At 69.1% G+C, this 13,910-nt stretch carries 11 protein-coding genes; 7 read left to right on the top strand and 4 right to left on the bottom strand.

What is annotated here, in order from left to right; translation table 11 throughout:
* The first annotated feature begins 4 nt into the window (after nt 1-4).
* Nucleotides 5-712 carry a leucyl/phenylalanyl-tRNA--protein transferase gene (aat, locus tag V8J38_RS07245; protein ID WP_422388327.1) on the top strand — a complete coding sequence of 236 codons (708 nt, stop codon included), beginning with the start codon at nt 5-7 and terminating at the stop codon, nt 710-712.
* On the opposite strand, the gene V8J38_RS07240 is transcribed toward aat, so the two are convergent.
* Nucleotides 679-1,386 carry a DUF2155 domain-containing protein gene (locus V8J38_RS07240; RefSeq protein ID WP_338578473.1) on the bottom strand — a complete coding sequence of 236 codons (708 nt, stop codon included), beginning with the start codon at nt 1,384-1,386 and terminating at the stop codon, nt 679-681. The genes aat and V8J38_RS07240 overlap by 34 nt on opposite strands.
* Nucleotides 1,383-1,775 carry an NADH:ubiquinone oxidoreductase subunit NDUFA12 gene (locus V8J38_RS07235; protein ID WP_291776067.1) on the bottom strand — a complete coding sequence of 131 codons (393 nt, stop codon included), beginning with the start codon at nt 1,773-1,775 and terminating at the stop codon, nt 1,383-1,385. Before V8J38_RS07235 ends, V8J38_RS07240 begins: the two co-directional genes overlap by 4 nt.
* A 219-nt stretch (nt 1,776-1,994) precedes the next feature.
* On the opposite strand from V8J38_RS07235, the gene V8J38_RS07230 reads away from it, so the two are divergent.
* The 3 genes from V8J38_RS07230 (at nt 1,995) to V8J38_RS07220 (ending at nt 6,135) form a co-directional block, all read left to right on the top strand.
* Nucleotides 1,995-4,625 carry a TSCPD domain-containing protein gene (locus V8J38_RS07230; RefSeq protein ID WP_338578472.1) on the top strand — a complete coding sequence of 877 codons (2,631 nt, stop codon included), beginning with the start codon at nt 1,995-1,997 and terminating at the stop codon, nt 4,623-4,625.
* Between the two features lie 71 nt (nt 4,626-4,696).
* Nucleotides 4,697-5,191, top strand: coding sequence for a pentapeptide repeat-containing protein (locus tag V8J38_RS07225; RefSeq protein WP_291774343.1), 495 nt, complete (start codon nt 4,697-4,699; stop codon nt 5,189-5,191).
* 65 nt (nt 5,192-5,256) lie between these two features.
* A complete protein-coding gene (locus V8J38_RS07220) occupies nt 5,257-6,135 on the top strand; it encodes a pentapeptide repeat-containing protein (RefSeq protein ID WP_291774340.1) in 879 nt (292 codons plus the stop codon).
* Between the two features lie 66 nt (nt 6,136-6,201).
* Here V8J38_RS07220 and aspS read toward each other — a convergent pair whose 3' ends face one another.
* A complete protein-coding gene (gene aspS, locus V8J38_RS07215; protein WP_338578471.1) occupies nt 6,202-8,034 on the bottom strand; it encodes an aspartate--tRNA ligase in 1,833 nt (610 codons plus the stop codon).
* A gap of 209 nt (nt 8,035-8,243) precedes the next feature.
* Between aspS and V8J38_RS07210 the strand changes: the two genes are divergently transcribed.
* The 3 genes from V8J38_RS07210 (at nt 8,244) to V8J38_RS07200 (ending at nt 12,719) form a co-directional block, all read left to right on the top strand.
* Entirely contained in the window at nt 8,244-8,906 is a 663-nt protein-coding gene (locus V8J38_RS07210) for a DnaA ATPase domain-containing protein (RefSeq protein ID WP_338578470.1), read from the top strand.
* Nucleotides 8,907-8,997: 91 nt separating this feature from the next.
* On the top strand, nt 8,998-11,229 hold the full coding sequence (locus V8J38_RS07205) for an RNA degradosome polyphosphate kinase (protein WP_312220054.1): 2,232 nt from the start codon (nt 8,998-9,000) through the stop codon (nt 11,227-11,229).
* The gene (locus V8J38_RS07200) at nt 11,229-12,719 is read left to right on the top strand and encodes a Ppx/GppA phosphatase family protein (RefSeq protein ID WP_291774328.1); all 1,491 of its coding nucleotides are present in this window, start codon (nt 11,229-11,231) and stop codon (nt 12,717-12,719) included. The genes V8J38_RS07205 and V8J38_RS07200 overlap by 1 nt, the downstream gene beginning before the upstream one ends.
* A gap of 28 nt (nt 12,720-12,747) precedes the next feature.
* On the opposite strand, the gene rnd is transcribed toward V8J38_RS07200, so the two are convergent.
* The gene (gene rnd, locus V8J38_RS07195) at nt 12,748-13,902 is read right to left on the bottom strand and encodes a ribonuclease D (protein WP_338578469.1); all 1,155 of its coding nucleotides are present in this window, start codon (nt 13,900-13,902) and stop codon (nt 12,748-12,750) included.
* Between the last annotated feature and the right edge of the window lie 8 nt (nt 13,903-13,910).

Here is a 13,910-nt window from a genome sequence, read left to right as displayed (position 1 = left end):
CGCCTTGCCCAAGGCTCCCGACGAGCCCGGTTTCAGCGCGAGCGGCCCTTCCGACGTCTTCGGACCGGAGGCGCTGCTCGCCTGCTACGCTCGGGGCGTCTTTCCCATGGCCGAGGCGCGCGACGATCCGCGCGTCTTCCTGGTCGAGCCGGACCAGAGGGGCGTCATACCGCTGGATCGCTTCCACATTCCGGCACGCCTGCGCCGCACCGTTCGGAGCGATCCGTTTCAAGTGCGAGTGAACACAGCCTTCGCGGCTGTGCTGGACGCCTGCGCCGCCTCCGCGCCGGGACGTGAGGACACCTGGATCAACGCCCCGATCCGCCGCCTCTACATCGAACTGCACCAACGCGGCTTCGCCCACAGCGTCGAGTGCTGGCGGGACGAGGCGCTGGTCGGCGGCCTCTATGGCGTCACCTTGGGCGGCGCCTTCTTCGGCGAGAGCATGTTCAGCCGGGCGACGGATGCGTCCAAGGTCGCCCTGGTCCACTTGGTCGCGCGGCTGAAGACGGGAGGATGGCGACTGCTGGACGCCCAGTTCCTGACCGACCACCTCAGCCAGTTCGGCGCGGTCGAAACGCCCCAGGAGGCCTATCTGCGGATGCTGCCCTGGGCTCTGCAGGCCGAGCCGGACATGGACGCCTTCACAGCCCCAATGAGCGGGGCCGAGGCCGTGGCTTACGCCTTACAGCCGACCACCCAGGCGTCATAGACGGGGTGCTGCATCCCGCTGACGCTCGGCGATGAAGCGAACATCCAACCCCTGAATACCTGCCGCGCCTCGGTCGGCACCGTCAGACCGCGCGGCTGAACCCCGACCTCCATATAGGCGATGGCGTCCTCGGTCATTTCGTCGGAAGCCGAGACCTCGCAGGCCCGCGCCTTGAAGATCAGGGTCTTGCCGAAACGCACCGGACGGCCGCCCACCTCGACCTCGAACCGCATGGTCTCCGCCGTGGTCTTATCCACCGCCTGGATGACGGCGATGCGGCGACGCTGGCGCACGCCAGGCGGCGTGGCGGGAGCCGCGGGCGCAGGCGCGACCTCTTCCTCCTCGACCACCAGTTCTTCTGGCACTTCTTCCTGAACGGCGACTTCCTGTCCCTGGATCGCCACGGTCGGGACGCCCGACTGCGCGGGTGCGCCCGGCGCCGTCGGATTGGCGGCCGGAGCCTGACCGCCGTTCGCGGGCGGCGTCTGCGGCTGAGACGGCTGGGTCGGTTGCAGCGGCGTACGACTGGTGTCGCGCAGCAGGTCGCCGATGGGATCGGCCGGCGCAGGCGTCGCGTCCTGCGGCAGGTCCATCAGGACGCTGGCCACGCCCGCGCCCGAGATCGCCAGTCCCGCGACGACCACCCCGGCCAGCAGGACATGGCGAAAGGTCATTCCGGGCTCCAGGCCTGATAGTCGCCGGTGGCGGCGGGGCGTTGGCCCAGGGCGGCCAGCGAACCCTGCGGACGACGCGCCATCGGCGTTCCGGTCAGGTTCGGCAGATGATCCTTCTCCCACGCCTGACGGGGCAGCGGGCGCTCGGCCGGGCTCTCGTCATAGGTGTAGCGCAGCCAGCCCTGCCATTCCGGCGGCACCTTGGTCGCCTCGGCGTAGCCGTCATAGATGACCCAGCGGCGCTTGCGGCCGTCATAGCTGACGGCGTCGCGAGATTCGTAATAGCGATTGCCGAACTCGTCCGTGCCGACCAGCTGGCCGCGTTTGCCAACGGTGAACAGGGTGCCGATCGTGGCGCCGTTCCACCAGGTGAAGATCTTGCTCAGCACGTCGTCGAACTCACTCGAATCCACCGCCCCGGGGAGGTCCGGCGGCGCAGGCCGATCATAGAAACCGCGACGCCCCGCGTCCAGCAGGGAGCGCACCGGAAACGCCTCAACATCTTGTGGGCAACACCCCTTGCAGCCGCAACATCTATTGAAGGGCGTCGCTCGACCCCGTTAGGCTGTCCGCAGGACACGCTCCAGACCCAGCGTGGGAGACGCCCGATGCGCTTCAAGCCCCTGTTTGCTCCCCTGGCCGCCGACGTCGCCGTCGAGCCGCGCGAGATCGAGCGCGCCGACGCCGTCGAGATCGTCCTGGCCCCTTCCGCCTGGTCCGATGTCCAGGTCGAAGCCTGGCTGGACTGGACTGACGCACCCTTCTCGTCCCGTCCCGACCTGCCGCTGAACGGCGCCGTCCATGACTGGGCCGAGCGCCTCGCCCATGCCGGACGCGACGGCGGCGTCTTCGCCAACGCCGCCGAAGGTCGCCGATTCGAGGCGGAGCTGACCGGCGCGGTCCTGCTGGGCCTGACCGCCGTCAGCGATGCGGACGACCGCGCCTCCGACGCCCTTCGTCTGGACCTGTCCGAGCCAGAGGCCGAGCGCCGACTGGCGCAGCAGGCCGCCGTCTGGCGCCGCGACCGGCTGGCCGCTCATGCCGCCGAGGCCCTGGCCCAGGCGCTGGCGAACGTGGCCGACGCCGTGGCGCGGTGCGAGGGCGATGCGGCGGCCTGCGCCGATCCCGCCTCCAACCCCGCCCTGACCCGCGCCGCCCATGTCGCGCGACAGTGCGGCGCCGCCGATGCGGACATCCTGCGCGCCATCAAGGGCGAGGGCCTTTCGGCTGGCGCTGCGCCGCCGGCCGATGCCGCACAGGCGCCGCTGATCGTACTGGCCCAGCCCGATACGGCCGCCGTCGGCGGACCGCTGGCCCTCGCCGTCGCCGAGGCGGCGCTGGAAGGCCCCGTCGTCGCCGTTTTCACGCCCGCCGATGCGGACGCGGCCGCCGATGCCACGCTGGCCGCCCGCGCGACGCTCAGCCTGCCCGCTCTGGCCGCCGCCTTCGGAGACGACTTCGAGGAGGCGCTGGCCGCCCTGACCGCATTGCTGGTGACGGCGCTGGACCTGACGCTGGATATCTCGAGCGATGATCGGCGCGCCGCCGCACGCCCCATCACACTGGGTCTGGGCGGTCTGGCCGACTGGGCCGTGGCGCAGGACGCCGCCGCGCCCGCCGCCCCAGCCTCGGTTCTGGCCGCCAAGCTCGCACGCTGGGCCAACGCCGCCTCCGCCGATCTGGCCGCGCGCCTCGGCCCCTGCGCCGAGTGGGAGGCGGTGAAGGACGAAACCCTGGCCGCCCTGACCGAACGCGGCGAGCCGGTCGAGGCCCTGCGCGCCCACGGTCGTCGTCACGCGATGATCAGCCTGTTCGCCGACGACGCCGAACTGTCCCTGCGCCTCGGCGTCTCGCCCTTCGCGGCGACGGACGTCTGGCAGACGGCGGACGGCGAGGTCGAGCGTCGCCTGCGTCCGGCGTTGGCCGTCGCCCTGACCCGCGCGGGCGCCGACGTTGAAGCCGCCGAGCGCCATCTATTCGGGCGCCGCACCCTGGCCGAGGCGCCGGGCGCCAGCCACGCTCGCCTGCGCGAACTGGGCTTCACCGATCTGGAGCTTGAGGGGATCGAGCGCGCCCTGGGCTCGGTCGAGGATTTCGCCGACGCCTTCGCGCCGCCTGTGCTGGACGAGGGCTTCATCGGCGACGTACTGGGCCTGACCTTGGCGCCGGGCGAAGCCCTGCTGCCGCGTCTGGGCTTTGACGAGGCCGCGATCCGGGCGGCGGCGGACCATGTTTTCGGCCGTCCCGACCTGTCCGACTGGGACGCGGCGCCCGAGGCGCTTCGATCGCTGCTGTCCCGATCCGGCGAGGCGCTGGAAGCTGACCTGCGCCGCGCTGTCGAACCCTTCAGCGACACTCCCGACCTGGCCCCCGTCACGCTGGACTGGCGCGCCGATCGGCTGGACCTGGCCCGCGCCCTCGCCGACTTCGCCCTCGACGGCCGCCGCGCCGCCGTGCTGCGCCGGGCCGAGGCTCCTGCGGATTTCCGCCTGCGCCTGCCTGAGGTCGAGGCCCCGCGCCGCGCCGAGGCGGCCCTCGAGGCCGCGCCCCGCACCGTCGAGCGCGTGGTGGAGAAGGTGATCGAGCGCGACCGCACCCGCCGCCGCCTGCCCGACCGCCGCAAGGGCTATATCCAGAAGGCCTCGGTCGGCGGCCACAAGGTCTATATCCACACCGGCGAATACGAAGACGGCGAACTGGGCGAGATCTTCATCGACATGCACAAGGAAGGCGCCGCCTTCCGCTCGATGATGAACAACTTCGCCATCGCCATCTCCATCGGCCTGCAATACGGCGTGCCGCTGGACGAGTTCGTCGACGCCTTCGTCTTCACCCGGTTCGAGCCGTCGGGACGGGTCACGGGCAATGACTCCATTCGCTCGGCGACCTCCATCCTCGACTATGTGTTCCGCGAACTGGGCGTCTCCTATCTGGACCGACGCGAGCTGGCCCAGGTCACGCCCGAGGCCGCCAATCTGGACGGCATGGACGGGGCTCCCGCCGACGCGCCCCAGCCCGTGCCCGCCGCCCGTTTCATCTCTAAGGGCTTCGCTCGAGGCGCGGCGCCCGACAATCTGATCGTCGCCCCCTTCGGCCGGAAGGAGCCGTCGCCGCGCACCACGCCCCAGGTCCAGGCGCAAGCCGGCCCCTGCCCCGAGTGCGGCGACCTGATGCTGACGGACCGGAACGGGACGCCCGTCTGCGGCGCCTGCGGCGCGGCGCCCAAGGTTCAGGGCTGAATCGGGACAGCCTGTCCCGAAACGGCGGCCCGCTTCTTGCTGCGACAGGCGCAAAGCCTGGAGCCATTCGCATGATCCGTCCCGCCATCGCCCTTCTCGCCGCCGTCGGCCTGACGCTGACGGCCCTGCCCGCCTCGGCGCAGAACGCCTCGCAGATCAGTCAGGTGCGTCGCGGCGCATCCTGCCCCGGCTGCAACCTGTTCCAGGGCGACTTCTCGGGCCTGGAGCGCGGCGGGCTGAACCTGTCGGGCGCCCGCATCCGCCAGGCGGACATCAGCCTGTCGGTGATGAACCGCACCAATTTCCGCCGCGCCGACCTGCGCGATGTCGAGGCCTACGGCGCCGTCCTGTCCAGTTCCAACTTCAGCGGGGCGGACATGACCAACGCCAGCTTCGTCGGGACCTATCTGGAAGGCGCCGCCTTCGCCGGAGCCAAGCTGAACGGGACGAACCTGTCGGGTGCGCAGCTGTCGCGCGCCACCGGACTGACCCAATCCCAGCTCAACCAGGCCTGCGGCGACGAGAACACGGTTCTGCCTTCAGGCCTGCGCATTCCCGCCTGTTGAGCGTCGCCTTCGTTACCGCGATTTAAGTAGGGTTTTTACGGACTAAGGCGCATTCAAAGGGGGTGATGAAACGTTCGATTTCACCCCTGCGCCGTCTGGCCCTCGCCGCCTCAGCCCTTGCGGGACTGACGACGGCCGCCCCTGCTCTGGCCGGCGTGGCGGACATGACCTGGACCCAGGACCGCGACGTCGCGCGCATGGTGTCGCTGGGCGGCAGCTGCACCCGCTGCGAACTGTCCGGCCGTGATCTGTCCGGCGCGACCCTGACCGGCGCCAACTTCACCTACGCCACCCTGGTCGGCGCCAATCTGCGCGGCGCCGAACTGGTCGGCTCGAACTTCACGGGGGCGGACTTCAGCCGCGCCGACATGCGCGGCATCGAGATGGTCGGCTCGATGTTCACCAACGCCAAGATGACCGGCGCCCAGCTGATGGGCGCCGAGGCGACGGGCGCCGTCCTGATCCGCGTCGACCTGAGCGGCGCCAATCTGAGCGGGGCCGAGCTTCAGGGCGTGAACATGAACAGCGCCATCCTGACCCGCGCGCGGTTGAACGACGCCGAGATCTTCGGCGCCACCCTGGCCAACGTCGACGCCCGCGGCGCCGACTTCACCAGCGCCGACATCAAGGCGTCCAATCTCTCCGGCGGGAATTTCGACGGGGCCACGTTCCGCGACGCCGATCTGGACGGCGCGCGCCTGTCCGGCGGCAGCTTCAACCGGGCGGATTTTCGCGACGCCTCCATGCGCCGCACCGACATTCGCGGTCTGGATCTGTCGCGGGCGCGCGGCCTGACCGCCGATCAGGTCGAGGAGGCCTGCGGCGACGCTGCAACCCGCCTGCCCGGCGGGCTGACGGCCCGCAACTGTCGCAGCGGCGTCCGCGTCATCCGCACGCCCCCAGCGCCGCCTGCGCCCCCGGTTCCGCCGCGCCCGCGCAACTGAAGCTCAGAAACAAGAAAGGGAGGGGTCTCGTCCCCTCCCTTTCTCAATTCAGCGCTGTGGCCGTGATCAGACCTTGATCGGCAGCTGGGTGCGGATCGACAGCTCCTTCAGCTGACGCTCCTCGACCTCGGCCGGGGCGCTCATCAGCAGGTCCTGGCCCTGCTGGTTCAGCGGGAAGGCGATGACCTCGCGGATGGCCTGTTCGCCCGCCAGCAGCATGACGATGCGGTCAATGCCCGGCGCCAGACCGCCGTGCGGCGGCGCGCCGTAACGGAAGGCGTTCAACATGCCGCCGAACTGCTCCTCGACCACCGAGGCGTCATAGCCGGCGATCTCGAAAGCCTTCAGCATGATCTCGGCCCTGTGGTTCCGGATCGCGCCCGAGCACAGCTCATAGCCGTTGCAGACGATGTCGTACTGATAGGCGCGGATGGTCAGCGGGTCCTGCGTCTCCAGCGCCTCCATGCCGCCCTGCGGCATCGAGAAGGGGTTGTGGCTGAAGTCGACCTTCTTCTCTTCTTCCGACCATTCGAACATGGGGAAGTCGACAATCCAGCAGAACTTGAACTGGTCCTCGTCGACCAGCTTCAGCTCCGTGCCGACGCGGGTGCGGGCCAGACCCGCGAACTTGGCGAAGACGCCCGGCTGACCGGCGGTGAAGAAGGCCGCGTCGCCCTTGCCCAGACCCAGCGAGCTCATCAGGGCCTCGGTCGGTTCCTGCCCCAGGTTCTTGGCGATCGGGCCGCCCCACGACTGCTGGTCGTCCGACCAGAAGATATAGCCCAGGCCCGGCTGGCCCTCGCCCTGCGCCCAGGAGTTCATGCGGTCGCAGAAGGCGCGGCTGCCGCCCGTCGGCGCCGGGATGGCCCAGACGGCGTTCTTCTCGTCGGCGCCCAGAATCTTGGCGAACAGGCCGAAACCGCCCTCGCGGAAGTGGTCAGACACGTCCTGCATCTTGATCGGGTTGCGCAGGTCCGGCTTGTCCGAACCGTACCACTTCATCGACTGCTCGAACGTCAGACGCTCGAAGCCCTTGTGCTCCATCGTCTGACCGAAGTCGTTGGTGAAGGTATGCACGCCGTCGATCGGCGACACCGGCTTGCCCTCGCCGAACTCGGTGAACAGGCCATGCATCAGCGGCTCGATCGCCTGGAAGACGTCTTCCTGGGTGACGAAGCTCATTTCCACGTCGAGCTGGTAGAATTCCAGCGAGCGATCGGCGCGCAGGTCTTCGTCGCGGAAGCAGGGCGCGATCTGAAAATAGCGGTCGAAGCCCGAGACCATCAGCAGCTGCTTGAACTGCTGCGGCGCCTGCGGCAGGGCGTAGAACTTGCCGGGATGCATCCGGCTCGGCACCAGGAAGTCGCGCGCGCCTTCCGGCGACGAGGCCGTCAGGATCGGCGTCTGATACTCAAGGAAGCCCTGGGCGACCATGCGGGTGCGGATCGACTGGATCACGCGCGAACGCAGGACGATGTTCCGGTGCAGACGCTCGCGACGCAGGTCGAGGAAGCGGTTGCTCAGGCGAATCTCTTCCGGGTACTCCTGCTCGCCGAAGACGGGCATCGGCAGTTCGGCGGCTTCCGACAGGACTTCCACCGACAGGACGCGCACCTCGACCTCGCCGGTCGGCAGGTTGGCGTTGACGGTCGATCCTTCGCGCAGGACGACTTCGCCGTCGATCTTGATGACGCTCTCGGCGCGCAGACGCTCAACCACGTCGAAGCCCGGCGTTTCGGGGTGCAGGACCAGCTGGGTCAGGCCGTAGTGGTCGCGCAGGTCGACGAACAGCAGGCCGCCGTGGTCGCGCTTGCGGTGAATCCAGCCCGACAGACGAACATTCGCGCCGGCATCCGTCGAACGGAGGGCGCCGCAGGTGTGGGTGCGATAGGCGTGCATGATCGGATTTCGTCTGAAAACGGCTGTCGAACAGCGTGAATTAGGAGCGGGGAAAGGCCCATCATCGCCCCCGAAAGTCAAGGCTGACGCCTGATCGCGCGGATGAAACGCCCGCGATACGCCATCCACAGCGGCGCGCAGGTTGTCCCCGTGATCCCGCCCTATCAACAGAGACGCCCGCGTCCCCGCCCGGCTAGGGTCCAGTCATCATGAACGCCTCGGCCGCCGAAATACGTCAACTGCGCCTGCCGCTGCAGCAGGAGACGCCGCAGCGCGCCTCGGACCTGGCGATCTCGGAAGCCAACGCTGCGGGCGTAGCGGCCCTGGCCGCCTGGCCCGAGACGCCCGGCGCCGTCCTGGCCCTGTTCGGCCCGGCCGGTTGCGGCAAGAGCCACCTGGCCGCCGCCTGGGTCGAGCGCACCGGCGCCATCGCCCTGCACGGCGCCGAGGCGGCCCTGATCGACCCGCTGGAGCTGGAGGGCCGCCCCGTCCTGCTGGACCGGGCCCAGGACGCCGACGACGAGAGCCTGTTCCACCTGATCAACCTGACCCAGTCGGGCGGCGGCGCCCTGCTGCTGGTGTCCCGCGATCCGCCAGCTTCTTGGGCCTCCGACCTGCCGGACCTGCGCTCGCGCCTGAACGCCATCCGCACCGTGGGGATAGAGGCGCCCGACGACGTGGTCTTCGCCGCCATGCTGCGCCGCGCCTTCGCCAGCCGGAACATCACCCCGGCCGACGAACTGATCGACTATCTGGTCCGCCGCATCGACCGCTCGGCCGAAGCCGCCGAGGCCGTGGTCGACCGCCTGGACGCCCTGCACCGCCCCGTGACGCGCGTGCTGGCGCGGCAAGTGCTGGACGGGGAACCCTGACCACCCGCTCATCCCCGCGGAGTAGTTAAGTCCCGCCTGCCGCGACACAATCGCGGTTGCAGCCGTCACAGGCGCGCGCGACAACGGAATCATGACCGATATCGCGCCCATCGCCGTCGACACCACCGGCGAGGAAGTCCCCTCCTCTCGCGCCCCGCAGCTGGAGCTGTCGGAGGCGCTGATGGCCTCGCCCGAGCGGTTCATCAACCGCGAGCTGTCGTGGCTGGCCTTCAACGGCCGGGTGCTGGAAGAGGCGGCGAACGAGGGCCACCCCCTGCTGGAGCGGGTGCGTTTCCTGTCCATCTCGGCCAACAACCTGGACGAGTTCTTTATGACCCGCGTGGCCGGCCTGAAGGGCCAGGTGCGCGAGCGCGTCCGCGTCGTCTCGCCCGACGGCCTGACCCCGGCCGAGCAACTGGAACAGGTCAATGCGGCGGCGGGCGGCCTGATGGCCGAACAGCAGCGTCAGTGGCGCGTCCTGCGCAAGGAGATGGCCGCCGCCGGCATCGAGATTGTCGAGCGCGTCCGCATCACCAAGACCGAGCGCGAGCGGCTGGAGCCTGAGTTCCTGAACCAGTTGTTCGCCGTCTTGACGCCGATGGCCATCGACCCGGCGCATCCCTTCCCCTTCTTGCCCAACCTCGGCTTCTCGCTGGCGCTGAAGCTGCGGCGCAACAGCGACAACCGCGTCCTCTACGCCCTGGTGCCGGTGCCGACGCAGGTGCGGCGCTTCTGGGCGCTGGCGACGGACGGACGTTCGACGCCGGGGCGCACGCGCTATGTCTCGCTCGAAAACCTGCTGCTGCTGTTCATCGACCACATGTTTCCGGGCTGCGAAATCCTGGAAAAGGGTCTGTTCCGCCTGATCCGCGATTCCGACATCGAGATCGAGGAAGAGGCCGAAGACCTGGTCATGGAGTTCGAGGAGGCGCTGAAGCAGCGCCGCATGGGCTCGGTCGTGCGCATCAAGATCCAGGCGGACATGCCGGACGACCTGCGTGACTTCATCATCGCCCAGCTTCACGCCCAGCCGCAGGACGTGGTGCTGGTCGACGGCATGCTGGGGCTGGCCCAGCTGTCCGAACTGATCCCCGGCGGTCACCCCGACCTGAAGTTCAAGGGCTATGAGCCGCGCTACCCCGAGCGGGTGCGCGACAACGGCGGCGACATCTTCGCGGCCGTGCGCGAGAAGGACATGCTGATCCACCACCCGTTCGAGAGTTTCGACGTGGTGGTGCAGTTCCTGCGTCAGGCGGCGCGCGACCCCAACGTCATCGCCATCAAGCAGACCCTGTATCGCACCTCCAAGGACAGCCCCATCGTCGCCGCCCTGATCGAGGCGGCCGAGAACGGCAAGAACGTCACCGCCCTGGTGGAGCTGAAGGCGCGCTTCGACGAGGAGGCCAACCTGCGCTGGGCGCGCCAGATGGAGCGGGCGGGCGTCCACGTCGTCTTCGGCTTCGTCGAGTACAAGACCCACGCCAAGATGAGCGTCGTCGTCCGGCGCGAGGGCGACAGCCTTCGCACCTACTGCCACTTCGGCACCGGCAACTATCATCCGGTCACGGCCAAGATCTACACGGACCTGAGCCTGTTCACCTGCGACCCGGCGCTGGGCCGGGATGCGACCCGGGTGTTCAACTACATCACCGGCTATGCGGCGCCCGACGAACTGGAGGCCTTGGTCGTCTCGCCGCTGAACATGAAGACCAGCCTGATCGAGATGATCGGCAAGGAGATGTCGGCCGCCGCCAAGGGCAAGCCCGCCGCCATCTGGGCCAAGATGAACGCCCTGGTCGATCCGGAGATCATCGACGCCCTCTATCGCGCCAGCCAATGGGGCGTGCGCATCGAACTGGTCATCCGGGGTATCTGCTGCCTGCGCCCCGGCGTGCCGGGCCTGTCGGAGAACATCCGGGTCAAGTCGATCGTCGGCCGCTTCCTGGAGCACAGCCGCATCGTCGCCTTCGCCAACGGCCACGACCTGCCCAGCAACCGGGCGCGGGTCTACATCTCCTCGGCCGACTGGATGCCGCGCAACCTGGACCGCCGGGTCGAGGTGATGACGCCGATCCTGAACGCCACCGTCCACGATCAGGTGCTGGACCAGATCATGGTCGCCAATCTGAAGGACGACGCCCAGAGCTGGGTCCTGGCCTCCGACGGCTCCTACCGCCGTGTGATGCCCAGCGGCTCCGAACGGCCCTTCTCGGCGCACAAGTATTTCATGACCAACCCCAGCCTGTCGGGGCGCGGCCGCAAGGTGAAGACCCTGCCCGGAGCCTTGTCCTACCCTGGCCTCAAGCCGCGGAAGCGCCGCTGATGAGCCCCGAGCGCGAATACGAGTCGAAACAGATCGCCGTCATCGATATCGGCTCCAACTCGGTGCGCCTGGTGCTGTATCGGCTCGAAGGCCGGGCGGTCTGGACCATGTTCAACGAAAAGGTGCTGGCGGGTCTGGGGCGTGACCTGGCCGCCACCCGGCGCCTGTCCGAACCGGGCGTCGTCATGGCCATGACGGCGCTGCGCCGCTTCGCCGCCGTGATCGAGGGCGTCCAGCCGGATCAGGTGCTGGTCGCCGCCACCGCCGCCGTGCGCGAGGCCGAGGACGGCCCCCTGTTCTGCGAGCGCGTGGCCGCCGAGACGGGGCTGCGCATCCGCGTGCTCAGCGGCGAGGAGGAGGCGAAATATTCGGCGCTGGGCGTGCTGGCGGGCGATCCCGGCGCGCGCGGCGTGGCCGCCGACATGGGCGGCGCCAGTCTGGAGCTGACCCGGATCGGCGACGGGCCGCGAGGCAAGGGCGTGACCCTGGCGCTCGGCCCCTTCGCCCTGCTGGACGCCAAGGGCTTCGACGCGGATCGCCTGCGCGCCCGCATCGCCAAGCGGCTGGGGCCGGTCGAGGACGCCTATGCGACCTCGACGCTCTACGCCGTCGGCGGCGCCTGGCGCAGCCTGGCCCAGATGCACATGGCGATGGCCGATCATCCGATCCGCATCGTCCATCAGTACGCCATGAGCGCCGCCGACGCCCGCGACATGGCCCGTCTGATCGCGCGCCAGTCACGCGTCTCCCTGGAGAAGCTGCCGGGCGTATCCAAGCGCCGGGCCGAGACCCTGCCCTACGCCGCCCTAGTGCTGGAGGGGCTGATCGATCGCCTGGAGCTGAGCTCCGTCGTCTTCTCGGCCTGGGGCGTGCGCGAGGGGCTGCTGTATCATGGCATGGAGCCCGCCATGCGGGCGGTCGATCCCCTGCTGGCCGGCTGCTCCGCCTGGGGCGGCCGACAAGGGGTGGACCCCGCCCTGCCCCGCGCCCTGGACGGCTGGCTGCAGTCGGTCGCCTCCGCCCTGCCGGAAGTGTTCGGCGAGGAACGCGACGCCCTGCTGACGTCGTCGGTCTGCCGGCTGGCAGACCTGGGGGCGCGGCTGCATCCGGACCACCGCATCAACCTGGTGTTCGATCAGGTGCTGTGGTCGCCCATTCCGGGCCAGACCCACGCCGAGCGCGCCTTCATGGCCGTGGCGATGAACGCCCGCTATGGCGGCGAGGCGCGCACGCCCGCGCCGGATACGGTCAACCGCCTGCTTTCGGACAAGGGCCAGAAGCGCGCCCGCGCCCTGGGCCTGGCCATGCGGCTGGCCTGTGACCTGTCCGGCCGCTCGCCGCAGTTGCTGGCGAACGCCACAGCCACGGTCGAGAAAGGCGCCCTGCGCGTCACCGCCGCCAACGGCTACGCCGACATGCTGCTGGGCGAACAGACCAAACGCCGGGCCAAGGCCCTGGCCGAAGCGATGGATCTGGCGCTGAAAATTTAAAAACCCTCTCCCGATGGGAGAGGGGTGTTCACCCCTCGATCTCGACCACTTCGACGCGGGCGCCGTTCAGGACCAGGGCGATCTCGCCCTTCTTGAGCTTCAGCGCGTCCTCGCCGAACAGCTGGCGGCGCCAGCCCTTCATGGCTTCAACGTCGGCGTTGTCGTTCAGGGCGATCTTCTCCAGGTCGGAGACAGTGGCGATCAGCTTGGCCGCCACGCCCGCATTGTCGCTCTTGGCCTTCAGCAGCACCTTCAACAGCTCGACCACCGAGGGCGGCGCCGGCTGGTTGTGCGACGGCCGCTCCAGCTTGGGCGCATGGGCTTCCGGGTCGGCCAGGACGCGCTTCAGCTCGGCCGCCAGCTCCAGCCCCAGACGCGAACCGCCAAAGCCCTTCGGCACCGAACGCAGGCGGTTGAAGGCGTCCGGGTCGGTCGGCGCCTGGACGGCGATCTCGTCGATGGCCTCGTCCTTCAGGATGCGGCCGCGCGGCTGGTCGCGTTCCTGGGCCGCGCGCTCGCGCCAGACGGCGGTGGCGACGAAGGCGGCCAGATATTTGGCGTTGAACTTCTTCGGCTTCAGCCGCTTCCAGGCGTTCTCGGGCGAGGTGTCGTAGAGCGCCGGGTCCGTGACCGCGCCCATTTCCGACATGACCCAGTCCAGACGGCCTTCCTTCTGCAGCCGGTCGCGCAGCTTGGGATACAGGGCCGACAGATGCGTCACGTCGCCCAGCGCATAGGTCAACTGCGCCTCCGACAGCGGGCGACGCGCCCAGTCGGTGAAGCGGCTGCCCTTGTCCAGTTCCTGACGCAGCATCTGGCGGACCAGAGCCTCATAGCTGACCTGATCGCCGAACCCGGCGGCCATGGCGGCCACCTGGGTGTCGAACAGCGGACGCGGCATGGCGCCCAGCTTGTTGAAGATCTCCACGTCCTGACGGGCGGCGTGGAAGACCTTCAGAATCGATTCGTCCCGAAGGATGTCGAGGAAGGGCTCCAGATCCAGCCCGTCCGCCATCGGATCGATGATGGCGGCGTCCGTAGGCGAAGCCGCCGCCTGAATCAGGCACAGCCTGGGCCAGTAGGTGGTTTCCCGCATGAATTCCGTATCGACGGTGATGAACGGGGCCTTGGCCAAACGCTCGCAGAAGGCGATCAGCGCGTCATTGGTGGTGATTGGCGTCATTCCGATGC

This window comes from Brevundimonas olei, from assembly GCF_037055245.1.
Lineage (GTDB): Bacteria > Pseudomonadota > Alphaproteobacteria > Caulobacterales > Caulobacteraceae > Brevundimonas > Brevundimonas olei.
Note: the sequence above shows the minus strand (reverse complement) of the source record. Positions and strands in the feature narration are given on the sequence as shown.